Annotated in this window: 17 protein-coding genes and 3 pseudogenes; 9 read left to right on the top strand and 11 right to left on the bottom strand. The window is 70.1% G+C overall.

All coding sequences use genetic code 11. From position 1 onward, the window contains the following. Positions 1–167: 167 nt before the first annotated feature. On the top strand, positions 168–1502 hold the full coding sequence (locus tag OHB49_RS29720) for a hypothetical protein (RefSeq protein WP_329164055.1): 1335 nt from the start codon (positions 168–170) through the stop codon (positions 1500–1502). Positions 1503–1554: 52 nt separating this feature from the next. On the opposite strand, the gene OHB49_RS29715 is transcribed toward OHB49_RS29720, so the two are convergent. Further along, a complete protein-coding gene (locus OHB49_RS29715; protein WP_030970568.1) occupies positions 1555–2859 on the bottom strand; it encodes a multidrug effflux MFS transporter in 1305 nt (434 codons plus the stop codon). A gap of 79 nt (positions 2860–2938) precedes the next feature. Between OHB49_RS29715 and OHB49_RS29710 the strand changes: the two genes are divergently transcribed. After that, positions 2939–3940, top strand: a complete 1002-nt coding sequence (locus tag OHB49_RS29710) for a Gfo/Idh/MocA family protein (RefSeq protein WP_030970566.1) — start codon at positions 2939–2941, stop codon at positions 3938–3940. A 19-nt stretch (positions 3941–3959) separates the two neighbouring features. On the opposite strand, the gene OHB49_RS29705 is transcribed toward OHB49_RS29710, so the two are convergent. Then, a complete protein-coding gene (locus OHB49_RS29705) occupies positions 3960–5588 on the bottom strand; it encodes an alkaline phosphatase D family protein (RefSeq protein WP_329164054.1) in 1629 nt (542 codons plus the stop codon). A gap of 318 nt (positions 5589–5906) precedes the next feature. Between OHB49_RS29705 and OHB49_RS29700 the strand changes: the two genes are divergently transcribed. Both OHB49_RS29700 and OHB49_RS29695 read left to right on the top strand, forming a co-directional pair. Beyond that, positions 5907–6680, top strand: a complete 774-nt coding sequence (locus OHB49_RS29700) for an SDR family oxidoreductase (RefSeq protein ID WP_329164053.1) — start codon at positions 5907–5909, stop codon at positions 6678–6680. A 217-nt stretch (positions 6681–6897) separates the two neighbouring features. Further along, positions 6898–7773, top strand: a complete 876-nt coding sequence (locus OHB49_RS29695; protein ID WP_329164052.1) for a PhzF family phenazine biosynthesis protein — start codon at positions 6898–6900, stop codon at positions 7771–7773. Here the strand turns inward: OHB49_RS29695 and OHB49_RS29690 are convergent. After that, positions 7700–8725 carry an NAD-dependent epimerase/dehydratase family protein gene (locus tag OHB49_RS29690; protein ID WP_329164051.1) on the bottom strand — a complete coding sequence of 342 codons (1026 nt, stop codon included), beginning with the start codon at positions 8723–8725 and terminating at the stop codon, positions 7700–7702. The two genes, OHB49_RS29695 and OHB49_RS29690, sit on opposite strands and share 74 nt — an antisense overlap. Further along, positions 8722–9705: a ScbA/BarX family gamma-butyrolactone biosynthesis protein gene (locus OHB49_RS29685; protein ID WP_329164050.1), complete on the bottom strand. Its 984-nt coding sequence runs from the start codon at positions 9703–9705 to the stop codon at positions 8722–8724. Before OHB49_RS29685 ends, OHB49_RS29690 begins: the two co-directional genes overlap by 4 nt. A gap of 131 nt (positions 9706–9836) precedes the next feature. On the opposite strand from OHB49_RS29685, the gene OHB49_RS29680 reads away from it, so the two are divergent. From OHB49_RS29680 to OHB49_RS29670, 3 genes are all read left to right on the top strand, one after another. Further along, on the top strand, positions 9837–10499 hold the full coding sequence (locus OHB49_RS29680; protein ID WP_329164049.1) for a ScbR family autoregulator-binding transcription factor: 663 nt from the start codon (positions 9837–9839) through the stop codon (positions 10497–10499). A 193-nt stretch (positions 10500–10692) separates the two neighbouring features. After that, complete coding sequence (locus OHB49_RS29675) at positions 10693–11841, top strand: serine hydrolase domain-containing protein (RefSeq protein WP_329164048.1); 1149 nt, start codon at positions 10693–10695, stop codon at positions 11839–11841. A 201-nt stretch (positions 11842–12042) separates the two neighbouring features. Next, positions 12043–12945, top strand: coding sequence for a glycosyltransferase family 2 protein (locus OHB49_RS29670; RefSeq protein ID WP_329164047.1), 903 nt, complete (start codon positions 12043–12045; stop codon positions 12943–12945). A 131-nt stretch (positions 12946–13076) separates the two neighbouring features. Here OHB49_RS29670 and OHB49_RS29665 read toward each other — a convergent pair whose 3' ends face one another. The 6 genes and pseudogenes from OHB49_RS29665 to OHB49_RS29645 form a co-directional block, all read right to left on the bottom strand. After that, positions 13077–13886 carry a hypothetical protein gene (locus OHB49_RS29665; RefSeq protein WP_158711161.1) on the bottom strand — a complete coding sequence of 270 codons (810 nt, stop codon included), beginning with the start codon at positions 13884–13886 and terminating at the stop codon, positions 13077–13079. A 604-nt stretch (positions 13887–14490) separates the two neighbouring features. After that, positions 14491–16608, bottom strand: coding sequence for a glycoside hydrolase family 6 protein (locus OHB49_RS29660; RefSeq protein ID WP_329164046.1), 2118 nt, complete (start codon positions 16606–16608; stop codon positions 14491–14493). 237 nt (positions 16609–16845) lie between these two features. Then, positions 16846–17601, bottom strand: a pseudogene (locus OHB49_RS45880) (cellulose binding domain-containing protein); the annotation flags it as partial. 27 nt (positions 17602–17628) lie between these two features. Next, positions 17629–18321: pseudogene (locus tag OHB49_RS45875) on the bottom strand (GH12 family glycosyl hydrolase domain-containing protein); the annotation flags it as partial. A 95-nt stretch (positions 18322–18416) separates the two neighbouring features. After that, on the bottom strand, positions 18417–21161 hold the full coding sequence (locus OHB49_RS29650; RefSeq protein ID WP_329166666.1) for a glycoside hydrolase family 48 protein: 2745 nt from the start codon (positions 21159–21161) through the stop codon (positions 18417–18419). A 119-nt stretch (positions 21162–21280) separates the two neighbouring features. Beyond that, positions 21281–21760: a cellulose binding domain-containing protein gene (locus OHB49_RS29645; RefSeq protein ID WP_329164044.1), complete on the bottom strand. Its 480-nt coding sequence runs from the start codon at positions 21758–21760 to the stop codon at positions 21281–21283. 649 nt (positions 21761–22409) lie between these two features. Between OHB49_RS29645 and OHB49_RS29640 the strand changes: the two are divergent. Next, positions 22410–22868 (top strand): annotated as a pseudogene (locus tag OHB49_RS29640) (DNA glycosylase AlkZ-like family protein); the annotation flags it as partial. 166 nt (positions 22869–23034) lie between these two features. On the opposite strand, the gene OHB49_RS29635 reads toward OHB49_RS29640, so the two are convergent. Continuing rightward, positions 23035–23964 carry an LLM class F420-dependent oxidoreductase gene (locus OHB49_RS29635; protein WP_329164043.1) on the bottom strand — a complete coding sequence of 310 codons (930 nt, stop codon included), beginning with the start codon at positions 23962–23964 and terminating at the stop codon, positions 23035–23037. A gap of 278 nt (positions 23965–24242) precedes the next feature. Here OHB49_RS29635 and OHB49_RS29630 point away from each other — a divergent pair, with 278 nt between their 5' ends. Further along, positions 24243–24737 (top strand): archease, encoded by a 495-nt coding sequence (locus OHB49_RS29630; RefSeq protein WP_324608683.1) that lies wholly within the window; start codon positions 24243–24245, stop codon positions 24735–24737. Positions 24738–24745: the final 8 nt, after the last annotated feature.

Here is a 24745-nt window from a genome sequence, read left to right as displayed (position 1 = left end):
CCGTTCTCCGGCCGGTGCCCGTCCCGTCCGGCACACCGTCGCCCGCAGTCGACCCCTGCACCACGACCGTCGAGCTGAACTGCCGGGGCGCCTGGGCCAGTTGCTACGCTGATCGGCGCGAGGTCAGGAATGCTCACGTGAGGTCGGGAATGCTCATCAAGGGGACCATGCGACAGAAGATCGTGCGCCTGACTCTGGTCGCCGGGGTGCTGGTGCTTGCCCTGCTGCTTCTGCTGGCCACCTGCGGTGCCGGGGGGAACGGGAAGAAGGGCGAGGGGGGCAAGGGCGACGGCGGGCCGAAGAAGCCGGTCCGGACGGGTGCGGGCCCGGCGACACAGCTCACCGTTCCGCCCGCGTACACGACCCGGCGCGGCTGGGAGCTCATCAACACCTCACCCGACTACGCGATCTCCCGGACGACGGGACGCCTCGCCTATCTGCTGCGGGTCTCCGACACCCAGTACCGGCTGGAGACCATCGACTCGGAGACCGGGAAGGCCGGCTGGAAGGGCGCGAACTGGCGGCCGCCGGCCTCGAAGCACTTCCCTAAGCTGCTCCTGGTCACCAAGGACGACGTGGAGTACTTCGTCACGTGGGCGTACGGGAAGGTCGGTGTGAACGCGCTGACCCCGGCCGACACGATCGTCTCCCTCGATGTGTACAACGCGACGGACGGCTCCCGGCAGCGCATCGAGGTGCCGTGGAACTCCGCACCCACCGTCGACACCAGCGGACCCGGCATCCTGATCAGTGACGGCCGCACCAACAGCGTGCTGGTCGATCCGGCGAGCGGCCGGATCACGAAGATCGCCCCCACGGCGCTGAAGTACCCGAAGGGCTGCCCGTCCTGCAGGCAGCTCACCGAGGTGTTCGGACTGACCACGAAGGGCCTGCTGGTCAGCGGGGCACGGGAGTTCTGGGTGCAGGGCGGCTGGTTCAGCCGGAACGTCGCCCCGAAGGGCACCGACCGTTCCAGCGGGATCCCGACCACGGTGGCCCCCGGCTGGGTGCTGGCGAAGTGGCACCTCGCAAAGGGCCAGAAGCGGGCGACGACCCATGACCTGTGGGCGGTGCACGACGCGGAGACGGGGAAGCCGGTGGCCACGGTGGAGTGCCACAAGGTGGCGATCAAGCCTGGCCAGTATCCGCAGGCCGTCATGTCGCCCTCGCGGACGTACCTGGTGGCCGGGAACCTCGCCTTCGACCTGGAGACGAAGAAGGGGTTCTGTCTCGAGGCGACGGACGGCTCGAAGCCGCTGACCCTGGTCTCCGTGACGGACGAGGGCATCGCGTACGGCGCGACGCCCGGACGCAACGCGGCGGACGTGCTGGACGGCGGCGGCCGTCCGGTCCAGGTCGAGGTCACCAGTGGGGTGCCGGAGGCGCTGCCCACGAATGTGCGGCTGCCGGCCACGGAGGCCGCGGAGGGCGTCGGCGTGTTCCGGTGGACGGACGAGCTGGACCGGCTGCATCTGCTCGGCTACCCGCGCGCCGACCGCTAGGGTCCGCCGGGCGGATCCTGGCCGGGCACCCCCTGGGCCCGGGGATCCGTGCTCAAGCCCATGCGCCACCGCGCTGCCAGGGCCGGCACAGGCCCAGGAAGCACGCCATGGCGCCGACCGCGCACACCAGCTGGACGACCGCCATGGGTACGGCCGTCGCGTCCCCCGCGATCCCCACGAGCGGTGAGGCGATCGCCCCGATCAGGAACGACGACGTACCGAGCAGCGCCGAGGCCGAACCCGCGGCGTGCTTGGTACGCATCAGGGCCAGGGCGTTGGTGTTCGGCATCGCCAGCCCCATCGCCGACATCAGTACGAAGAGCCCGGCGGCGACCGGCACCAGACCGACGTCGCCGAAGGCCCCTGACGTCATCAGCAGCAGCGCGGTCGCGGCCAGCACGATGACCCCGAGCCCGAAGCCGAGCGCCTTGTCCAGGCTGATCCGGCCCACCAGTACCTTGCCGTTGATCTGACCGACGGTGATCAGGCCGATCGAGTTGATGCCGAAGAGCAGGCTGAAGGTCTGCGGCGAGGCACCGTAGATCTCCTGCACGACGAACGGCGAGGCGCTCACGTACGCGAAGAGGGCCGCGAAGGCGAGGCTGCCCGCGACCATGTAGCCGGTGAACGTGCGGTCGCCGAGGAGTCCGCGCATGGTGCGCAGCGCGTCGCCGACCCCGCCGGTGTGCCGTTCCTCGGGCGGCAGCGTCTCGTGCAGCCACTTCCAGACGACCAGGGTGAGCAGCACGCCGACGACCGTGAGGACGGCGAAGATGCCCCGCCAGTCGGTGAACCGCAGCACCTGTCCGCCGATCAGTGGCGCGACGACCGGTGCGACGCCGGAGATCAGCATCAGGGTGGAGAAGAACCGGGCCATCTCCACGCCGTCGTACATGTCACGGACCACGGCCCGGGCGATGACGATGCCGGCCGCACCGGCCAGTCCCTGCAGGAGCCGGAAGCCGATGAGGAGTTCCGTGGTGGGCGCGAAGACGCAGAGCGCGGTGGCGAGTACATAGACGACCATGCCGAGCAGGAGCGGCCGGCGCCGGCCCCAGCGGTCGCTCATCGGGCCGACGACGACCTGGCCGAGCGCCATGCCGCCGAGGCAGGCGGTGAGGGTGAGCTGGACGGTGGCGGCGGGGGCGTGGAGGGCGTCGGTGACCGCGGGGAGTGCCGGGAGGTACATGTCCATGGAGAGCGGCGGAAGTGCGGTGAGACCGCCGAGGACAAGGGTGACGAGGAGTCCGGTGCGCCGGGCCGCGGCGGTGGCGGTCGGACCGGTCGCGGCAGGGATGCCGGTCCGGTCGGTCGGTATGTGGGTGTGCTGGGCTCGGCTCACGCCACTCTCCGGCATTCTCATCTCCAAATAGTTGAATCCGCCCTCTATGCTCTCAGCTCAGCCGGAGTGGTCGAGACCTTTTTTGGGAGCAGGCATGAGCAGGACCGTGCGTTGGGGCGTGCTGGCTACGGGTGGCATCGCCGCGACCTTCACCGCTGACCTTCAGGCGGTGCCCGGCACGGAAGTGGTCGCCGTGGCCTCGCGCACGGACACGTCGGCCAAGGCGTTCGCCGAGCGGTTCGGGATACCCAAGGCGTACGGCAGCTGGGCCGAGCTCGCCGCGGACGACGAGGTCGACGTGGTGTACGTGGCCACCCCGCACTCCGCGCACCGTGAGGCCACCGCGCTCTGTCTGAAGGCCGGGAAGCACGTGCTGTGCGAGAAGGCGTTCACGCTCAACTCCCGGGAGGCGGAAGAACTCGTGGCGCTCGCCCGGGACCGTGGCCTCTTCCTGATGGAGGCGATGTGGACGTACTGCAACCCGGTCATCAGGCGGCTGACCGCGCTGATCGCCGACGGTGCCATCGGCGACATCCGCACCGTGCAGGCCGACTTCGGGCTCGCGGGCCCGTTCGACCCCGACCACCGGCTGCGGGACCGGGCGCTGGGCGGCGGTGCGCTGCTGGACCTGGGGGTGTACCCGGTGTCGTTCGCGCAGCTGCTGCTGGGTGAGCCGGACCGGATCCAGGCCGATGCGCTGCTCTCCCCGGAGGGCGTCGATCTGAACACCGGCATGCTGCTGGGCTGGGAATCGGGCGCCACGGCGCTGCTCAGCTGCTCGCTGGTCGCGGACACCCCGCAGACCGCCTCGATCACGGGCACCCGGGGCCGGATCGACTTCCCGCGCGGCTTCTTCTACCCGGAGCGGTTCGTACTGCACCGGCCGGGACACGACCCGGAGGAGTTCACCGCGGGGTCGTCGGGCGAGGGGCTCAGCGGTATGCAGTTCGAGCAGGCCGAGGTGGTACGGGCACTGCGGGCGGGCGAGACGGAGTCGCCGCTGGTGCCGCTGGACGGTTCGCTGGCGGTGATGCGGACGCTCGATGCGGTACGGGACCGCATCGGCGTCCGCTACCCCGTGGACGGCATCGGCTGAGCGGGACGGAGGCAGGGCTTCACGCAGGCGTGAGGCCCTGGTTGCCCACCTCCGTGACGAACGATCCGGCCGTCGCGACGGGCGCACCGGGCGTGGTGACGGCCGACACCGTGCGGAAGTCGGCGCGTGCCTGGTCCTGGCCCAGCGTGACGACCGCGTATCCGCGCCGTCCGTTGAAGAACTTCATGTGCGGGTTGGCCTGCATCTGGTTGTTCCAGCTGGCCGGCTTGTCGGAGCCGTCCTTGCCGCTCGCGATCGACGTGGCGACGATCTCCGTGCCGAGTGTGCGCGACGACGGATCGTTGAAGTCCTTCTTCAGGTCGAAGCCGTAGCCGACGTGGACGTCGCCGGTCAGCACCATCAGGTTGTCGATCCCGGCGGCCTCCGCGCCCTTCAGGATCCGGTCGCGGGAGGCCGGGTAGCCGTCCCAGGAGTCCATGGACAGCTTGAAGGCGTCGGTCGGTACATCCCGCCGCTGGGCGAAGGTGACCTGCTGCGGTACGACGTTCCAGGTGGCCCGGGAGGCCTTCCACCCGTCGAGCAGCCAGCGCTCCTGGGTGGCACCGGTCAGGGTGCGCGACGGGTCCTCGGACTCCGGTCCCGGCTTCTGCCAGCCGTCCCCGTACGCCTGGTCGCTGCGGTACTGACGGGTGTCGAGGATGTCGAACTGGGCGAGCCGGCCGAACTGCAGGCGCCGGTAGAGCCTCATGTCGGGGCCGGTCGGCCGCTGCGGGGTGCGCAGCGGCTGGTTCTCCCAGTACGCGCGGTACGCGGCGGCGCGCCGCAGCAGGAACTCCTCCGGCGGGACGTCGTTCTCCGGGGTGTCGCCCGCGTAGTTGTTCTCGGTCTCGTGGTCGTCCCAGGTGACGACGAAGGGGTGCGCGGCGTGCGCGGCGCGCAGATCCGGGTCGGACTTGTAGAGGGCGTACCGCAGGCGGTAGTCCTCCAGGGTGACCGTCTCCCGGTTGAAGTGGGCGGGGAGTGTGCGGTCCGTGTAGTTGCGGGCTCCGCCGGTCGCGGTCACGGCGTACTCGTAGAGGTAGTCGCCGAGGTGGAAGACGACGTCGACGTCCTCCTGCGCGAGGTGGCCGTACGCGGTGAAGTAGCCGTCGTGGTACGCCTGGCAGGAGACGGCGGCGAGGGACAGCGCGCTGTTGCGGGCGTGCCGGGCGGGAGCGGTGCGGGTCCGGCCGACCTGGCTGACCCACTTCCCGGCGCGGAAGCGGTAGTAGAGGACGCGGTCGGCGTCGAGGCCCTTGATCTCGACGTGGACGCTGTGGTCGAACTCCGGGTGAGCGGTGGCGGTGCCGCGCCGGACGATCCGGGTGAAGCGCTCGTCGCGGGCGAGCTCCCAGCGCACCTGGACGCGGGCGTTCGGCAGTCCGCTGTCCGGTTCGTACGGGCGGGGCGCGAGTCTCGTCCACAGCAGGACCGAGTCGGGCAGCGGGTCACCGGAGGCGACGCCGAGAGTGAACGGGTCCTCGCTGATCTTCCTGGCGTCCAGCTCGGCGGCGCTCGCGGCGCCCGCGGCCGGCAGGTTGACCGAGAAAGCAAGCGCGGCGGCGGCACCGGTGACTGTGAGGAAGCGGCGGCGGCCGACGTGGCGTGCGGCGTCGCGCATCTCCTGCTGGTGCGATGAGTACGTCATCTGTCCCTCCCCTGACTGGCGGTGTACGCGTGGAAGTCCACCGGTCCCGCACATCGAGTGGCTGTCGTGGTGGCGTCGCGCAGGCATCGCGCTGATGAGGAGTGCGGCGGGATCGCCCCTCGGGGGACGAATTGCGCTGGGGTACCGCGGACACGGAGGTACGCAGACAGAGAGGTACGCAGTCGCAGGAACATGATCATCGTCAAGCGGTCCCGGCGGCGCTGGAATCGCCGAAGAATGATCAAGAAATGATTCCGCCGAACCCGAACCGGCCGCCCGCCGGGGACCTTTGACCCGGGAGGCGTACGCTGCGGCACCATGAGCAACAAACTGTTGAACTCCGATGCGAAAACGGCCGTCGTCACGGGCGCGGGCTCCGGGATCGGCCGTGCGGTGGCTCTCGCCCTGACCGGCGCCGGCTGGTCGGTGGCGCTCGCGGGGCGCCGCCCCGAACCCCTTGCCGAGACCGCGGAACTGGCCGGGGAGAAGGCCAGGGTGATCACCGTCCCCGCCGACGTCTCCCGCCCCGAGGACGTGACCGCGCTGTTCTCCTCCGTACGGGAGTGGATCGGCCGGGTCGACCTGCTGTTCAACAACGCGGGCACGTTCGGCCCGCGCTCCGTCCCGGTGGAGGACCTGTCGTACGACGACTGGCGCACCGTGGTCGAGGTGAACCTGACGGGGGCGTTCCTGTGCGCGCAGGCGGCGTACCGGCAGATGAAGGAGCAGGACCCGCAGGGCGGCCGGATCATCAACAACGGCTCGATCTCCGCCCATGCGCCGCGCCCTCACTCGGTGGCCTACACGGCGACCAAGCACGCCATGACGGGGCTGACGAAGTCGCTGTCGCTGGACGGGCGCCCGTACCGGATCGCCTGCGGCCAGATCGACATCGGCAACGCGGCGACCGAGATGACCGAGCGGATGCAGAGGGGCACCCTTCAGGCCAATGGCGAACTGGCCGTGGAGCCGGTGATGGCGGCGGACGACGTGGCTCGGACGGTGCTGCACATGGCGGAGCTGCCGCTGGAGGCGAATGTGCAGTTCGCGACGGTCCTGGCGACGACGATGCCGTATGTGGGCCGCGGCTGACTGCCGACGCGTATCGAACGCTGGGCCGCATCCGACCGCTTTCGGCACCACCCGGACGGGCGGGTGTGCGCTGCCACCCACCTGCACCCGCTCCTGCTGGGACGAAGGCGGGTGACGGCATCGAGAACTGCCACTGGGCCGGCGCCCCGGCCGCGGTTCGCGGTGCCGGCCGTCCCGGCCGGGAATGCCCTGAACCGCAGCGGGGTTGACCTGCGTCATGACTCAGATTTCAGGCACCGAGGTCCTGCGCTACACCGCGTTCTCCGCCGACCCGGAGGGCGGCAACCCGGCGGGTGTCGTCCTCGACGCATCCGGTCTCGACGACGCGGCGATGCTCGCCGTCGCGGCCGAGCTCGGCTACAGCGAGTCGGCGTTCCTGACCGGGCCGGGCGAATCGGGCGGATCGACCGGTCGTGGTTACACGATCCGCTACTTCAGCCCGAAGGCGGAAGTCCCGTTCTGCGGCCACGCAACCGTTGCCACGGCCATCGCCCTCGCCGAGCGCAACGGCCTCGGCGATCTGGTCTTCACCACGCAGGCGGGCACCGTCCCGGTCACCGTCGCCCAGGAGGGCGCCGAGCTCCGCGCCACCCTCACGAGCGTGGAGCCCCACGTCACGGATGTCGCTCCGGACGACCTGGCCGAGGCGCTGGCCGCCCTGGACTGGCCGGCCGCCGACCTGGACCCGACGCTGCCGCCCCGTATCGCCTATGCGGGCGCCCGCCACCTGGTGCTGGCCGCAGCAAGCCGCGAGCGGCTGGCCGACCTGGACTACGACTTCGCGCGCCTCGAAGCGCTGATGCACCGACTCGAGCTGACGACGGTTCAGCTGGTGTGGCGCGAGTCGCCGACCGTCTTCCACGTCCGCGACCCGTTCCCGGTCGGCGGTGTGGTCGAGGACCCGGCGACGGGCGCGGCGGCCGCCGCCTTCGGGGCATACCTGCGCGAGCAGGCCCTCGTCCCGGACGCCGCGGTTGTCACCCTCCACCAGGGCGAGGACATGGGCCGTCCCGGCACGCTCACCGTCGAACTGCGGGCGGGCGACGCACGGGTGAGGGTGAGCGGGACGGGGACGCGGATCCCGGCGGAGTGACGTACCGCCCCAGGAACTGCCGGTACCAAGGGGCGTGCCGGGCGAAGGTGGCGGCGAAGCCTGCGTCCGGCTCGCAGTCGACGTCCTGCCAGACCCGCTCGTCGGCGAACCAGTGGTCCACCGCGAGCATGTCGAGATGGTGCAGGGCGTAGGGGTCTCCAGCCGTCCGGGTACGGGCAGTGTCGACACCGATGCCCGTACCCGCCCAGGGCAGCCCGAGTTCGTCGATGACCGTCGACAGCAGTTCCGAACAGGCCACCGGCTCCGGATGGTTGACGTGGTAGACGCCTGTCGGCTCCTTCGGGGAGAGCGCCGCGCCGAGCAGCGCTCTGCCCAGCGTCTCGGCGTCGATGAGCGAGTGCCGCGCCTCGCACCCGGTCAGTCCTGCCCTCAACTTCCCCAGCAGGGCGACGAGTCCGGGCACCGCCCAGCGGTCCCCGGCGCCGTGCACGATGTGCGGACGCAGTACGGCGCCGCCCGCCGCGAGGACGTGCTGCTCGGCGGCGGCACGGGTCCGGCTGGTGGCCGAGGCGGGGGCCGGCGCCACCCGGCCCGGCATCAACTCCGTGAACGGGCCGCGCCCGTAGACGGATGCGGTGCTCAGGTGGACGATCCGGGCGACGCCGCTGCGGACGGCCTCCTCGACCAGGGCGCGGGTGCCGTGGTCGTTGACGGTCGTGGCCGTCCCCGCGTCGCCGCCGATCTGCGAGGCGCAGTGGATCACGGCGTCGATACCGTCGCAACTGCTGTGCAGGGACGCAGGATCGGCAAGATCACCGAACACGGTCTCGACGCGGGCCCCGATGCCGGTCACGAAGTCGCGACCACCGTCGAACGCCGTCCGGTGCGTCATCAGGCGCAGGCGGGCCCCGGGGACCCGGCGCGCGGCCGCCACGACATGGCTGCCGATGAATCCGGTCGCTCCGGTGATGAGGATGCGCGGCGCCGTCACGACCGTATGCCCTGCGCCTCTTCGGTGCGGTCCGGCGAGTCGAGCGTGCTGGTGAAGACCGGTTCGCCGTCCTGGGTGGCCCGGACATGCACCCTGGTCGTCGACCGGGTGTCCGCCGGGACGATCCAGGCCTCGATCCAGCAGGGGCGGTCGAGCTCGACGTAGCGGAGGAAGGCGGCCTCCAGCGACACCGGCAGGAAGTCGCGCCCAGGGCGGACGGCATTGGCGGCCTGCCGGGCCGCCTCCAGCAACAGGACTCCCGGCACATGGTCGTTGGGCCGGCCGAAGAGGGTCGGATGTCCCGTGTCGAGCCGCAGCCGCCAGAGACCCTGACGCGGAGTCGGCGCCAGCACGACGTCGCGCTCCGAGGCCCGGCCCGCCTCGCGCGGTGCGACGGACGGAAGGAGGGGTACGGGTATGCCCATCCCGGCGCGGCGGTCTCCCCGCAGCCGCTCGTACACCTTGGCCGACGTGCAGCTGATCCGGCCGCCGCCGGTTGCGATCCGGCTGCCGCTGCGATGCAGGAGCAGTTCCAGGCTCATGGAGCCGAGCCCCCGGCCCCGCCGCTTGATCCGGGAGCACGAGACGTCCACGGTGATGTCCCAGGATCCGTCGGGGTGGTCCAGGTGCTCGGGGCGCGCGCCCAGGGCGAGGCGTTCGGGCGAGGAGATGTATCCCAGCTCCCACATCACGAACTGATCCCCAACCGGAACGTCGAATTCCGCGTGAGCGAGGAGCATCGTCGTCTGCCGCATGGTTTCCGCGATCAGCAGTGGGTCCTGGTAGCGGCCCGTCACGGGGGCGAAGAAGCGGTGCGCACGCGGCCAGCGGGCCGACACCGAGAACTGGGTGTCGGTCTGTCTGGTCCAGCCGGTCGGGAAGACGTCCTCGGGATCGGACCGGTGGACCAACTGCCGTGGAAATGCCGCCTGTCTGCCTTTGAGTGGCACCGAAGCGGTGCGTGAGACGAGCAGAACCATGAAGTTCCCCCCCAGAGGATCCATGCAGGAGGCCGATCACCCCCCGCAGTAAGATACTGACAGCCCGGTTTTCCTTTCCAGCCAGAACCCTGTGGCGCTGACCACGCCACGACTAGAGAGACACGTAGCTGATGGCACAGCAGGCGCGCGCGATCCAGACTCGACGGTCGATCCTGGTGGCGGCCGCCGCCGTTTTCGACGAGCGCGGCTACAGCAGCGCCACCATCAGCGAGATCCTCGCGCGGGCAGGGGTGACCAAGGGCGCGCTGTACTTCCACTTCAACTCGAAGGAAGAGCTGGCGCTCGGCGTGATGGACCTCCAGCTGGACATCGTTCCGCTGCCGCCTCAGCTGACGAAACTCCAGGAACTCGTCGACCAGGGGATGTTGCTCGCCCACCAGCTCCGAAATGAACCGCTGGTGCGGGCCAGTGTCGGACTGGCGATGGACCAGGGGGTCGAGGGCCTCGACCGGGGCACCCCGTTCCGGGCCTGGATAGATCGGCTCGAACATCTGCTGAGCGCGGCGAAGAACCAGGGCGAGCTCCTGCCGCACGTCCAGCCGGGCGAGACCGCGGAGCTGCTGGCGGGCGCCTTCTCCGGCGTGCAGGTGATGTCCCAGGTCCTGTGCAACCGCGAGGACTTGGGGCACCGGATCTCCGTCCTGCTGCACTACATCCTGCCGAGTATTTCGACGCCCGCCGTGCTGGCCACCCTCGACATGGCCGAGGACCGCGGCGAACGGCTGTACGCCTCTCTCGAGTCCGTACCGGGCCAGGCCGCCGCCACCGGCTGACCATCCGGAACTGGCCCGTCCGGCCCGGAACCGTACCGGACGGTCGTCCATGACGGCCGACGGCAGAGCCGGTGGAACGGTCCCGGCACCGACCTCACAGGGCCGATCGGGCGTAATCGATGTGAACGGTCCGATGATTCGGGGCGGCGGCGGAAGTCTTGGTTGCGACCGCACGAATCGAGAAGGTGGACCCATGACGACCGACCTGCACGGGATTCTGGACGCGCACGTCAGCAAGGGGCCGGTGCCGGGCGCGGTGGGCCTGGTGGTCAAGGGCGACCGCACCGAGGTGCAGGCGGCCGGCTCGGCCGACGTCGAGGGCACAGCCCCGATGGCCAGGAACTCCATCTTCCGCATCGCCTCGATGACCAAGCCGATCGTCGCCGCCGCGGTCATGATGCTGGTCGAGGAGGGCCGGATCGCGCTGGACGAACCCGTCGGTCGATGGCTGCCGGAACTGGCTTCGCCGAAGGTGCTCCGCACCCCGTCCGGTCCGCTCGACGACGTGGTCCCCGCGACCCGTCCCATCACCGTTTTCGACCTGCTCACCTTCCGCGCCGGGTACGGCTTCCCGTCCGACTTCGCGCTTCCGGGAGTCGCCCCGCTTTTCAGCGAGTTGAAGCAGGGACCGGAGCCGGCGGACGTCCCGGCGCCGGACGAATGGATGGCGAAGCTGTCCCGTATCCCGCTGCTGAACCAGCCGGGCGAAGCCTGGTTGTACAACACCTGCTCGGACATCCAGGGTGTGCTGATCGCCAGGGTCTCGGGCCGTTCGCTGCCTGAGTTCCTGGACGAGCGGCTGTTCGAGCCACTGGGCATGGTGGACACCGGTTTCGCGGTGCCGGCCGCGAAGCTCGACCGCTTCACCAGCCTCTATCGCATCGATCCGAACGGCGATCCCCAGCTGGTGGACGCCCCCGGCGGCCAGTGGAGCAGCATGCCCGCGTTCCCGTCCGGCGCGGGCGGGCTGGTCTCGACCCTCGACGACTGGCTGGCCTTCGCCCGCATGATGCTCGCCGACGGGACGTTCGACGGCCGCCGGCTGCTGTCACCCGCATCGGTGCGCCGGATGACCACCGACCATCTGACCCCGGCCCAGCGCGAGGCCAGTGGACTGTTCATCGAGGGGCAGGGGTGGGGCTTCGGCGGCTCGGTCGATATCGGGACGGCCGAGCCGTGGAACGTAGCGGGCCGCTACGGCTGGATCGGCGGCACCGGCACGACGGGACACCTCGTCCCGTCCACCGGAACGGTCATGATCATGCTCAGCCAGTTGGAGATGACGGGGCCCAAGCCGCCCGCGCTGATGCGGGACTTCTGGCAGTACGCGGCGGACGCCTGAGGCCGCCGGCCGCGTGCGTCGCCCGGACGGACCGGGCGCCGGCGTTTCGCGGCGACGAATGCCCGACGCCACGCCCGGCTCCCGACGGCCCGACGTCATGTACCGGACACCGGTCAACCCGCCGTGACAGGGCGGCAGCCGGAACCTGAACACCAAGCGACTACGATCACGGGCACCGCAGCGAGCCCAGGAGTGCTGACCTTGTCCGAACCACGCATCGGCGTATCCATCGTGACCATGGGCGACCGCCCGCAGCAGGTCGAAGCCCTGTTGGCCTCGATCGCCATACAGGGCGTCCTGCCGACCCGCCTGGTCATCGTGGGCAACGGCACCTCGCTGCCGGACTTCACCGCCGTCCCCGGCCTGTCCGGCCTGGCCGGCGGTGTGACCACGATCGAGCTCGACGAGAACCTCGGCTGCCCCGGCGGCCGTAACGTCGCCATCCGCCGACTCGCGGAACTCGGCGACGTGGACGTCGTCGTCGAGCTGGACGACGACGGGCTCCTCGTCGACAGCGGTGTGCTGCGCAAGGTCCAGGAGATGTACGCCGCCGACCCGAAGCTCGGCATCGTCGGCTTCCGCATCGCCGACGAGCACGGCGAGACGCAGCGCCGCCATGTCCCCCGGCTGCGCTCCACCGACCCGATGCGCCGCGGCCCGGTCACGGCGTTCCTCGGCGGTGGTCACGCCCTCTCCATGAGGATGCTTGCCGAAACCGGCCCGTGGCCCGCGGAGTTCTTCTTCACGCACGAGGAGACGGACCTGTCCTGGCGGGCCCTCGATGCGGGCTGGAAGATCCTGTACGAACCCGACCTGCTGCTCCAGCACCCCAAGACGTCCCCGGCCAGGCACTCGGTCTACTACCGGATGACGGCCCGCAACCGGGTCTGGCTGGCCCGCCGTAACCTGCCTCTCCCCCTGGTCCCGGCCTACCTGGGCATCTGGACCCTCCTCACCGTGGCCCGCACCCGCTCGGCCGCGGGCCTGCGCGCCTGGGCCGGCGGCTTCGCCGAAGGCGTCCGCACCCCGTGCGGCCGACGGCAGCCGATGCGGTGGCGCACGGTGTGGCGCATGACGATGCTGGGGCGGCCGCCGGTCATCTGATGTGCGCCGCGGGCCCGCCCCCTCCCCGTGGGGGCGAAGCCTTCCGGCACGTAGGCGCGGGCGCCGGACCGGCTACGAGTTGCTCGCCGGAATCCCCACGCCGGTGGCGCACTCGCGGCCGGCGGGCGCTCTCATGCGAATCCCTGCCAGGAGGCCGCGGGGGCGGTCGAAACCTGCCACTGGTCGAGGATGCCGTCCCAGTCGTGCATCGGCGCGGAGCCGAAAGTGGTGGATGAGGACTGCTGGTCCCATACCGCTTCCTGGTGCGGCGGGCGAGGCTGGCTGGGGTAGTACCACTGCCGGGGCTGGGGCATGGCGGGCGCCTCCGCGCCGTCGACGCGGCGATGCCGGCCGGAACGGTCCAGCGACGGCGAGGCATGTGTGAGGCGGCCCTGTGCCTCCAGGTACCGGGTGCGTGCGACGAGGCGGGGGAGATCGAGACCGAGCTCGCTTGCCAGCACGGCAAGGTCGGTCCCGGTGCTCCACGCTCCGACCAGGACCGCGTCCACGGCTGTCGACGACGCCGTCACGTGGACCGGTTCGTCAACGACTGGAGCATGAGGGGGACTTGGAGGTGCGGCCGGAGCCTCGTGGGAGACATGTCTTTCCTCCGGTTCCGGGTACGGCGGGCATCCGTCCGGGTCTTCGGGAGGGGGCTTGTACGCATCGGCAGCGTGATGGTCCAGGAGCGCCTTGGCGATGGCCCGGGCGTCGTCCTTGCCCACGGTGCGGCGGGCCAGCCGTACTTCGCGTTCATGGAGGCCGAGGAGTTCCGCGACGGTCCCGTCGCTGCCCAGCGTCACCGCGAACGCGGCCAGCGTCCGCATGCGGTCCGCATTTCGTTCGTCAAGGTCCCCCTGCGCACGGCGTACATCCTCGTCATTCCCGAAATAGGCCCGCGCCAGTACGGCATGGCGCTCCCACATCTCCCTCGGTTCCATGCCTGGAGCAACGTCTCTGTTACGGATTTGAAGCGATATTCGATCTAAAGGCATCAAGAAAGGTGAAACGCCATCTAATCATTCTGTGCTGCGCTCTAGTTACCCATATGGGTGCTGATCGTTACCACCGTCATGAACGCACCCACATCCGCCACCGCTACCGGCAGAGGCACCGCGACATCCGTTCCGCACCCTTCGCAGGCCCCCCGCGCATCTCATGCCCGGCCGCGTCCGCGGCCCCAGCTGGATGCGCCGCACGGAGCACGCACCTCACGGGGGCAGCTTGCCGGCGCGTTCGTGGCGGGTCAGACGTACACCGACGCGGCGAGCGAGACACCGCTGTACGCCGAACTGGTCGCAAGCTGGACCGCAAGCTCCGCTACGGTACCCGGCATCCCTGACTCCGAATGGCAACGCCTGACTTCCTACCAGTCCTTCCTCCGTGAGGTCGAGTCGGTCCTCAGAGACCTTCGCCCCCACCGCGCCCCCGACATGCTGCGCAGATGAAGTGTGATGCGGCGAGACGCCCGTCGCTCCCGCCGCCGCGACACGGAAGCGGCAACAGGAGCGACGGAACTGGTGGCGCAAGGGGTGGCGGGCAGGGTCAGGGGGCGGTGCCCCAGGTGAGGGTGGAGCCCACGTAGACACCGATCTTCGACGCGTCGGCGTAGGCCGTGTTGGTGGTGCGGCTGTAGTCGTCGGCCTCGTTGAAGTTCGACCAGTCGCTCTTGTTCAGGCGCAGTTGGATCTCCCCGGTGGACGCTCCCGCCGCCAGGCTGCCGCTGCCGAAGCCGACCTCCAGGTAGTGGCTGGCCCCGGCAGCCGAACTGCCGGAGGCCGTCACGCCGGTGGTCACACCGCCGCAGCCCAGCACCGCGTAGTCGCAAGCGGTACCGAAGGTGCTCGCGCCGGCCTCGGGGGTGAACCAGTAGCGCACCTTCACCGTGGACAGGTTGACCGCGGTGCTCCCGGTGTTGACCAGTTGCAGGCCCATCCGGATCTGGTTGTCGGTGGCCGAGGAGTCGCTGTTCCTGTACTGGACCTTGAGGGTGCCGGTGCCGGTTCCGCCGCCCGCGGACGTGGTCGCCGAGACGGCGGCGGAGGCCGCCGAGACGTTCCCGGCCGCGTCCCGGGCCTTGACCGTGTAGCTGTACGCCGTCGAGGCGGTGAGCCCCGTGTCGGTGAACGAGGTCGTGGCCGAGGAGCCCACCTGCACCCCTGCGCGGTACACGTCGTAGGCGGTCACTCCGGTGTTGTCGGTCGAGGCCGACCAGGACAGCGAGACGCTGCCGCTCGTCTTCCCCGTGACCGTCAGGCCGGTCGGTGCGGAGGGCGCCTGGGTGTCGTCGTCACTGCCGCCGCCGTCGAGGGGCGGGTACGCGTTACGTACCAACTCCTGGAACTGGGCCGAGAACCAGTGGCCCGCCAGCGGCGAGCCGGACAGCGCGCCGGTCAGGTTGTTGCCGTTGCGCCCGTTGCCCGTGTACGTCGGGTCGCACATCCGGTCGAAGCCCTTGCCCTCGTCGTTCTCGATGGGCTGGCTGTTGCCGTCCGACTCACCCGGGGGCTTGGCCCAGACGTAGGCGTCGATGCCGGCCGCGGGGGCCGACTTCGGCCGCTCGCCGATGCCCGCACCCTTCTGGTTGCACCAGTTCCCCGCGTGGATGCGCCGGTCGATGCGTCCACCGTTGACATAGTCGTCCACATTGGTCGTCGGTCCCGCGCCGGAGGGCCGGGCGCTGCCGCCCCAGCCGTTGCGGGCGGTGTCGATGAGCATGCCGATCCCGGAATCGAAGCCGCCGCGGCTGACCAGGAGCGAGCGCAGTCCCTGGGCGTAGGTCAGCTCGTCCACGTACTGGTTCCAGTCGACCCACTTCGACTGACGCACGGTCGTACCGTTCACCGAGTCGGTGACCTTGACGTACGGCTCCTGGAGGGCGGAGTAGTTCGCCGTGTTCACGATGAAACCGTGGACATCGGCGACGGTCGCACCCTCACTGGTGGCGGCCTTCTTGAACTCGTCGACCGCCGGGGCGAGGTTGGTGTCCCAGCCGAGCCACCCGTGGTGCGCCGCGTCGATGTAGTTGTAGACGTTGGGAATGGCCGCCAGGGTGTGCAGGGCGTAGCCGACGCCCTTCTCGTAGTTGCCGTTCGCCTTCATCACCGCGCACGCCTCGGTGGCACCGGCCTCGCCGCCGGCGTTGGTGACGATGTTGGGCAGCGAGTCCGGTTCGATGACGGCGACGATCCGCAGGCTCGCGTAGGCCGGGTCGTCGAGGACGTCGGCGATGGGATTGATGTACTCGGTCTTGTACCGGTCGAGTTCGGTGGGACCGAGCTCACCGTTGGAGGCCAGCGCGGCGCAGTCACGTCCAGGCAGGTCGTAGATGACGACCTGGAAGAGGTTCGCGCCCTGATCGAGCGCCTCGTCGAGGTGCTCGCGCAGGCTCATCGCGTCGCCCGCGCCCTCGATGGCCGCGATGCGGTCCATCCAGACGAACGAAGGCTCGTCGGCGATGACGCTGCCGCCCGGCTCCGCGGCGGCCTTGGCGGACCACTGCGGGTTCACATACGCCTTGGCGCCGACGTACGGGTTGTCGACGCCGGCCGCGGCGGAGGCCGGGGTGGGGACGGCCACGGCCAGGGCCGCTCCGATCGCCAGCGCGGAGAGCGCGGCGAACTTTCTGCGTATCCCGTGCAGCGTGGAACTTCGTGATCTCATTGCGGCTCCGTATTCCTTTCGTACATACGCCTCCGGGCACTCCCCGGGGGCGGGTTCAGGGGTTGTTCCGGGGGCTCCGCGGTACTTGCGGCTCGGTGTCCCTTTCTCGTCAGGGGAGCTTGGGAGGACGTTCCTGGGCAGGTGCGTGGTCGGGACGGTGCCCCGATGACGGGAGGAGCGGGGTGGGCATCCCGCCATCGGGAGTGCGCGGTTGTGCTGTGCGTGACCGGTGGAGGCTCAGGGGGCGGTGCCCCAGGCGAGCGTTCCGTCGACGTACACGGCCACCTTCGAGGCGTCGGCATAGGCGGTGTTGGTCGCCCTGCTGTAGTCGTCGGCCTCGTTGAAGTTCGACCAGTCGGTCTTGTTGAGCCGCAGCTGGATCTCACCGGTCGAGGCGCCCGCGGCCAGGCCGCCGCTGCCGAAGCCGACCTCCAGGTAGTGGTCGGCGCCCTGTCCGGCGCCGGCGGAGGACACCACGCGATGCGTCACACTGCCGCAGCCGATCGCGGCCCAGTCACAGTTGGTGCTGTACGTGGTGGCGCCGGACTCGCCGCTGAACCAGTAGCGGACGGTGACGTCCGACAGATCCACGGGTTGCGTGCCGGTGTTCACCAGCTGCAGGCCGGGCCTGATCTGGTTGTCCCCGGGGGCCGAGTCGTTGTTCCTGTACTGCGCCTTCAGCGTGCCGCTCCCGGTGCCGCCGCCCTGCCCGGTCGTCGCCGCGACCGCGGCGGAGGCCGCCGAAGTGTTCCCGGCGGCGTCCCGGGCCCTGACCGTGTAGCTGTACGCCGTCGAGGCGGTGAGCCCCGTGTCGGTGAATGACGTGATGGCCGTGGTGCCGGCCTTCACGCCATCCCGGTAGACGTCGTACGCCGTGACGCCGGTGTCATCCGTCGACGGTGTCCAGGACAAGGCGGCGGTGGTGCTGGTCGTCCCGGTGACCCGGGGGTTCGTCGGCGCCGACGGGGCGACGGTGTCGCCCCCGCCGCCGCTGTCCGCGCTCGCCGTGAAGGAGAAGCTCTTGGTGCCGAGGCCCTGGCCGCCCTGCCAGATCTCGAACCCGGCTTCGGCGTCGATCAGATAGTGCGCGGGATCGATCTGGCCGCGTGTGACGGCGTCGTCGATCAGGCTCTTCACATCGAGATCGGCGAACTCGGTGGCGCCCTGCTGCAGTACGTACGAGATGACCTTCCAGCCGGAGGCACCGGGCCCCGTCCAGACGTCCCACGCCTTGCCGTCGAGCTGCACCGTGCCGGTGCGGGACCCGATCGGCTGGGCTCCGCCGCGGTGGTTCATCCAGATCATCACCTCGGTCCCGTCCGGCTGGTCGTCGGTGACGGGAGTCGAGTTGAACCAGAGGTCCATCGAGACGTTGTACGCACCCGAGGCGACCTGGGTCGTGGACCAGGAGGTGCGGGTACCGGCGAGTTCGTCGACGCGCAGCGGCAGTCCGCTGTCCGTCGTGCACGCACCCCAGTGGCAGCCTTTGTAGCTGGACGGGTACGTGGCCGGGGCGCCGTTGGTCGGGAGGGCGAAGGACGACTCCGTGACGCTCCAGGCCCCGGTCTCCGGGTCGACGCTCACACACTGCCGGGCCGTGGAGTTCCACTCGTTCTGCTGGTAGATGTACTCGCCACCCTGGAGCTCGGTCGTCCCCCAGGCGGTGCAGTCGGTCACCGGGGCGGCCACGGCCGGAGCGGCGCCGGTGAGCATGGATGCGGCGGCGAGCAGCAGCGCCGCGGCGGTGGCGGCGAGGGGCGGGAACCAGCGGCTGCGGTGACGGGCCGCCGTGTTCGTGAGGAGTCCGCTCACGGTTCCACTCCCCAGGCGAGAGCCGAGCCCACATAGGCGGCGAGGCGGGGTGCGTCGGCGTACGCGGTGTTGGTGGCGCGGCTGTAGTCGTCGGCCTCGTTGAAGTTCGACCAGTCGGACTTGTTCAGTCGCAACTGGACCTCCCCGGTCGAGGCGCCCGCGGCCAGGCTGCCCGCGCCGCCGGTGAAACCGACCTCCAGGTAGTGGTCGGCACCGGTCTTCGGGCTGCTGACCGTCACCACCGTGTGGTTGATGTTCGACGATCCGAGTGCGGCGTAGTCGCAGTACGTGGAGAAGGTGCTCGCACCGGCCTCGGAGCTGAACCAGTACCGGACCTTGACCGTGGACAGATCGACCGGGGCGCTGCCCGTGTTGACGATCTGCAGTCCGAGCCGGATCTGGTTGTCGGTGGCCGACGAGTCGGTGTTCTTGTACTGGACCTTCACCGAGCCTGTTCCACCACCGCCCGATTTCGTGGTGGCGGACACGGCCGTGGAGAGCGCCGAGGTGTTGCCGCCCGCGTCGCGCGCCGCCACCGCGTAGCTGTACGCGGTGGCGGCGGCGAGGCCCTGGTCCGTGAACGCTCGCGTCGTCGCGCTGCCCGTGAGTACCCCGTTGCGGTACACGTCGTAGCCGGTGACGGCGACGTTGTCGGTCGATGCGGACCACGACAGCGACACGCTGCTGTTCGTCGTAGCGGTGACCGTCAGCCCGGTCGGCGCCGTCGGTGGTTCGGTGTCACCGCCGCCGTCCCCCTCCACCAGCAGTTCGGCGTAGATCGAGAAGGCGAGCGCGAGCGCCGCCTGGGCCCAGAACCGGTGGTACGTGAAGGTGGGTGCCGGTCCGCCGTCCAGGTAGGCCTGGACCTTCGGCCAGTCCGGGTCGTCCCGGTACCAGGACCGCATGCCGATGAAGGTGACGCCCGGTTCGACCGTGTCGCCGCCGGGCATCTCGCCCGACCACCCGTCGGGTACGAACACTTCGTCGTCGAACCGGTTGTAGTCGGCCCTGGTCTCCGGTACCGCGATGCCCTTGTCGTCGGCGTTCAGTGCCATCGCGTCGAGCAGGGCCTTGGCCAGGGCTCCGGCGGCCGCGTCGCCCGATTTGGCGGCGTAGTAGGTCAGTGTCTTGACGTATGCGGCGCCCACCCCGACATCGTTGGAGTAGTCCACGACCGAGACGTGCAGTCCCGAGTTGTTCCCGGGGGATGTGGGGTTCCAGGTGTCCGGCTTGCCCGTCCAGTTGAGGGTGGAGGGGAAGCGGTAGCTGCCGTCGGCGCCGACGGTGGTCTTCCCGGAGGCCCAGGCGACCCATTTGGACAGCACGGCCTTGGCGGTCGCGTTGCCGGTGACGTAGTAGTACGCGGCGACGCGCTCCATGCCCCACACCTGGAAGCCGAACCAGTTGTTGCTCGGCGGGTCGTGGTAGACCGGCTGCCAGTCGTACGCCATGCCGTAGAACGTCGGCGTGCCGGCCGGCGGGGTTCCGTACTTCCCGTCCCAGCTGTTGGTGCAGCCCCCGGCGAAAGCGCCCTCCGCGGACTGCAGCCACTGCAGGAACTCCAGCTGCCTGGTCAGACTCTTCGCCCAGTCGGTGCGCGCCGTCGCCGACTTGGGTGTCAGCGCCGGGACATTGGAAAGAGCCCATGCGGCGAGCGGGTTCTGGTAGCCCTGGTGGGAGGCGCCGTCACCGATGCGCCAGGCCCAGCCGCCGCCGCTGCCCGCGGCCGCGCCTCCCCAGGCGTAGTACCACGACAGCAGATAGTGCTGGGAGTCACGGCCGGACGCGGCCGGGCAGGAGTTGGGATCCGTGCAACTGCCGATCCGCTTGAAGTACTTGTCGAACATGGCATAGCGGAGGTAGTCGCCCATCTTGGCGGCCTTGGCCACCGACGCCGCGATCTCGCCCTCCTTGCCCTGGGCGGAGGCCCAGCGGTATGCCCAGTAGGCGGCCTGCACCGCGCGGGCGTCGGCGTCCGGGGCGTTGGTGTACTTCCACTGCTTGGCATAACTGGCGTCGTCGACGAACAGGTCGAGAAAGCCGTTGGGCCCGCCGTAGTTGAAGAGATCGGTGGTCGGCTGCGGGATGGTCTCCCACACCGATTCCTGTGCGCCGCGCTGGTAGGTGTTGATGAACGACGGTCCGGGTCCCGGTCCCGACTCGCCGCCGGTGCCCGGCTTGTTGCCGTAGCCGTAGGTGTTGTCCAGGTCCATCAGCCAGTGCATGCCGTAGACGTCCATCGTGCCGTACGACGAGGCCAGTTCCGTGGCGATGGGGTCCGAGCCGACCGGCACCGAACTGTTCAGGGCGGACGGGTAGTTGTCGGGCAGCGGCCATTCGGGCGCGTAGGTCGCCGGGGAGCTCGGGTTGTACGCGTCGGCGGTGGACTGATCGGCGTGCTGCGGGATGATCGTGCGCTCAGCGATCGCCCAGGCTTCGTTGAAGGGGCCCCAGTCCCCTGTCACCCGGCCGTACGCGGCCTCCAGCCACATCCAGAAACTGACGGCCTCGGAGGTCGTCTCGTGACCGTGGTCCGGCGCCTCGACCATCAGCGTCTCGGCCGAGTGGTACGGAAGGCCGTCCGGGCTGAAATAGCCGTTTCCCGCCGCCTTGATCTTGCCGTACTGGGTGAGGAACGCCTGGGTGTACGGGTCGTCGGCAGCCGCGGCACGGGCGCCCTCGCCCGTCGGGGTGGTGGGCTTGGCCACGGCGGTGCCCTGGGTCAGACCCATCGCGATCAGGCTGCCACTCAAGGCAGTACTGAATGTTCTACGTGATATCGACACAAATCCTCCGTTGGCGGGTGTCGTAGGGGGAGGGAGGGCTGTGCAGGTGGTGCGGATCGTCAGGGCTCGATGCCTCAGGCGAGTTCGCCGCCGATGTGGACCGCGACCTTCGGGGCGTCCGCGTAGGAGGACACGGTGGTGCGGCTGCAGTCGTCGGTCTCGTCGAAGTTCGACCAGTCGGCCCTGCTCAGCCGCAGCTGGATCTCACCGGTGGGGGCACCCGTCGCCGGACTGCCGCTGCCGAAGCCGACCTCCAGGTAGTGGTCGGCGCCGGCCTTCGGCGCACTCGCGGCGGCCACCCGGTGGGTGATGGTGGCGCAACCGAGTGGGGACCGGTCGCACCACGTGCCGTACGAGGACGCCCCGTTGTCGCGAGTTGCCCGGAGTGATCTGACCGAATTCGGAACCCAGGGTGGCGGCGTAGTCGGTGTCGGGAAGTTCGGGGTTGTCGGTGGCGGAGCCGAAGTACTTCCCCTGGGTGGCGGCCAGGTCGTGCAGGGTGCTCTGCTCGGCCACCGCGGCCGGCGCTCCCGCCAGGGATGCGGCGACTGCACATGCGGTGAGTGACAGGACCGGCAGCCCGCCGGGGCAGCCGTGCATGGAGCGCTTTACCAGACTCATGACATTCGCTTTCCTCGGCCGAGAACAGCCGGGGACATGGGTGCGCGACAGCGCCCATGCCTCCGGTTCACGTCTCGAAGGTGTGGGGAGCGGAGGGTAAGGAAGCGTGCAAGTCTTGATGGTGGGAGCGCTCCCAAAGTGGCGTGGTGATAGGCACCTGTCAAGTGTTGAATCACAACTGCCTTACGTACTCGTTAACTTGGACGCTCGCCGCCGGGCCCTTCACGGCACACAACAGCAGGTCCCGCCCGGGTCGGCGATCCGGAATCACCTGCGCCGCCACCGTGCGGCCGGCGACTGCCGCCTGCACCGCATTCCGACCGGACGATTCCCCTCTCCGGTGACCACCCACCCGGACCCGTGCGCCCCGCCCCGGAACGCCACTACCGGAACAGCTCCTTCCGGAGGTCGCCACCCGGCCCGGGACCGCGACAACCCACTGGCCGAAAATCGCCCGACGAAGACCACCGCGCACGCCGTCCGCACACCAACCGGAATGCGCCACCGGTCACCGGCCGCGCTCGAGCGAGATCGACGCCGGACAGCTTCGCTCACGTACAAGAGTTCGCGTGGAAGAATCCCGACGCGGTCAGCACTCGATCAGGCGCCGGGGTACAGGTCGGGGTGCACGGCCGGGTACTCCGCGGGCATCCTCGGCGCCGGGTTCACGACATGGGGAATGAGACGGTCACGGCACCGCCCCGGCTGATGGCCATGTGGGACAGCATCCTGCTGGCCTTCTCCGACCGCAGCCGTGTCATCCCACCGGACTACCGCACGCTCGTCATCCGCAGGAACGGAGACGCGCTGCCGACCCTGCTGGTCGACGGGTACGTCGCCGGCGTATGGCGTCCGGCCGAGGGAGGGGTCGAGGCGACCGCCTTCCACCACCTGCCGGACGGCGTCTGGGAGCAACTCGCCGCCGAGGCGCGGTCACTGACGGCCTTCCTCGCCGACCGCGAACCGGAGGTCTATCGCCGTTACGGCCACTGGTGGAGCAAGCTGCCGAGCGCGGAGGCTCGACTGCTCCCCGGAAAATGAGGCGGCGCCCCGTACATGCGGTCCGCCGGTCCCCCCATGGTCCGCGGCGGACATGGACGGACCGGGCGCAGGTGACCGGCACTGATGAGGGGGATGCAGCGGCGTGCTGTCGGCCGCCGCGATCGGTCCCGCCGGACGGCGGACCGGTACTCCTCCGGTGCGACCGTCAGACGCCCGCCGCTCGGGCCTCCTGATACACCTCGGCCGCCACGTCGACGAGTTCGGCGGCGTCACGCGTCGTCGCCTGGAAGTCCAGCAGGATCTCGGGCACGCCCGTTGCGGCATGTGCCACCAGGTCCTCGACGATCTGGGCCACACTGCCCCGGAAAGGCTGCCGGTCCGCGCCCTCGAACGGCTTGGCGCTGTACCTCGCGTTGGCGCGGACGCACACGCCGATCGGCCGGTCCCTGCCGCGCTCGGCAGCCACGTCCTGCACCTTCCGCCACTGTTCGGCCAGTGTCGTGGCGCCCATGGCGACGGGCATCCAGCCGTCCGCCCGGTCCACCAGGCGGCGGGTGGAGCGCGGGCTGTTGGCCGGCAGATAGACCGGGATGGGGCGAACGGGCTTGGGGCCGACCTCGGCCGGTGCGATGGTGGTCAGCTCGCCCCGGTACGAGACCGGGTCCGGGCCCCAGACGGCCGCGCAGACGTCCAGCAGTTCGTCCAGGACCGCGCCGCGCTTCTCGAAGGGGGCGACCGAGGCGGCCGCGTACTCGTCGAGTGACCAGCCGGTTCCGAGGCCCGCGACCACCCTGCCGCCGCTCGCGACGTCGAGCGAGGCGAGCGAACGGGCCAGCTGGAACGGTACGTGGAGCGGGGCGATCAGGACGCTGGTGCCGAGCCGGGCCCGGCCGGTGGCCGCGGCGGCCAGGGTGAGGGTGACCAGCGGGTCGGCGACGCTGCGGTACTCATCGGGCCACGGCAGCCCCGGTACGCCGTACAGCCCCTGGGTGGCCGGCTCGGGAAAGAGCACGCGCTCGAAGACCCACAGACTCTCGTACCCGGCGTCCTCCGCCGCGCGTGCCACCGTGGCCACGTCGCGGCCGATGTCGTACTGCTTCATCTGCGGAAGACCGAGACCGAGCGAGACCGGCATGCGTGCACTCCTTCACGAGGACGGCGAGGCAACTACCGTATGTCACCTTTCGATTGCCGGTGGTCAATGAGGCCGGCATCGGCGGCTGAAAGTGTGCGGCGCCGACCCGTGGCCGACAGGTGGCCTCGAGGCCTTCATGGCCGAAACCCGGACACCGTCGCCGATGGCCCCGCGCCCGGTGACAGCGTGCGCCGCCTCGCGCAGGTTGCCCCGGAGCGGTGTACGGGACGACTCTGGAGGAGGCATCGCCTGCGGCTCGGGAAACCCGGTATCAGGCTGTGCATCCGGAGACGACGGAGAGGCGCCGGCCCGTGGACGGTCGGGAACCCGTGGGGAAGCAGCCTGGCGCGAGCGGACACCGGGCTGTGCCACACACCGCGGACATGCAGCTGGAGGCGTGGTCGCCGACGGCCGAGGGGTGCATCGGCGAGGCGGTGCGCGCCATGGTGGAGGGCTTCGCCGACACGTCCGGGACCGCGGTTGTCGGCGAACGCGCGTACGTGGTCACGGCGGAGTCCGACGCGGATCTGCTGGTGTCCGTCCTGGAGGAGGTCGTCTACCGGATGGACGCCGACGGTGAGATCCCGCTCGATGTGGAGGTGGGGTCCATCCGGTCGGCGGGGGCCGGCCGGGGCGTATCGGTCCGCTTCCGGATGGCCGACGCCGGCACCGCCGTGCCGGTCGGTGCGGTGCCGAAGGCCGTTTCACTGCACGACCTGCACCTGCGGGGCGGCCCCGGCGGCTGGACCTGCCGGGTGACCCTCGACGTCTGAGTGCGGGA

The organism is Streptomyces sp. NBC_01717 (assembly GCF_036248255.1).
In the GTDB taxonomy this organism is placed as follows: Bacteria; Actinomycetota; Actinomycetes; order Streptomycetales; family Streptomycetaceae; genus Streptomyces.
This window is presented reverse-complemented; position numbering and strand designations above follow the sequence as displayed.

Excerpts from the sequence above, each read along its gene's own strand:
- OHB49_RS29720 (WP_329164055.1), top strand. The coding sequence starts at position 168 with ATGCGACAGAAGATCGTGCGCCTGACTCTGGTCGCCGGGGTGCTGGTG.
- OHB49_RS29715 (WP_030970568.1), bottom strand. The coding sequence starts at position 2,859 with ATGCCGGAGAGTGGCGTGAGCCGAGCCCAGCACACCCACATACCGACC.
- OHB49_RS29710 (WP_030970566.1), top strand. The coding sequence starts at position 2,939 with ATGAGCAGGACCGTGCGTTGGGGCGTGCTGGCTACGGGTGGCATCGCC.
- OHB49_RS29705 (WP_329164054.1), bottom strand. The coding sequence starts at position 5,588 with ATGACGTACTCATCGCACCAGCAGGAGATGCGCGACGCCGCACGCCAC.
- OHB49_RS29700 (WP_329164053.1), top strand. The coding sequence starts at position 5,907 with ATGAGCAACAAACTGTTGAACTCCGATGCGAAAACGGCCGTCGTCACG.
- OHB49_RS29695 (WP_329164052.1), top strand. The coding sequence starts at position 6,898 with ATGACTCAGATTTCAGGCACCGAGGTCCTGCGCTACACCGCGTTCTCC.
- OHB49_RS29685 (WP_329164050.1), bottom strand. The coding sequence starts at position 9,705 with ATGGTTCTGCTCGTCTCACGCACCGCTTCGGTGCCACTCAAAGGCAGA.
- OHB49_RS29680 (WP_329164049.1), top strand. The coding sequence starts at position 9,837 with ATGGCACAGCAGGCGCGCGCGATCCAGACTCGACGGTCGATCCTGGTG.
- OHB49_RS29675 (WP_329164048.1), top strand. The coding sequence starts at position 10,693 with ATGACGACCGACCTGCACGGGATTCTGGACGCGCACGTCAGCAAGGGG.
- OHB49_RS29665 (WP_158711161.1), bottom strand. The coding sequence starts at position 13,886 with ATGGAACCGAGGGAGATGTGGGAGCGCCATGCCGTACTGGCGCGGGCC.
- OHB49_RS29660 (WP_329164046.1), bottom strand. The coding sequence starts at position 16,608 with ATGAGATCACGAAGTTCCACGCTGCACGGGATACGCAGAAAGTTCGCC.
- OHB49_RS29635 (WP_329164043.1), bottom strand. The coding sequence starts at position 23,964 with ATGCCGGTCTCGCTCGGTCTCGGTCTTCCGCAGATGAAGCAGTACGAC.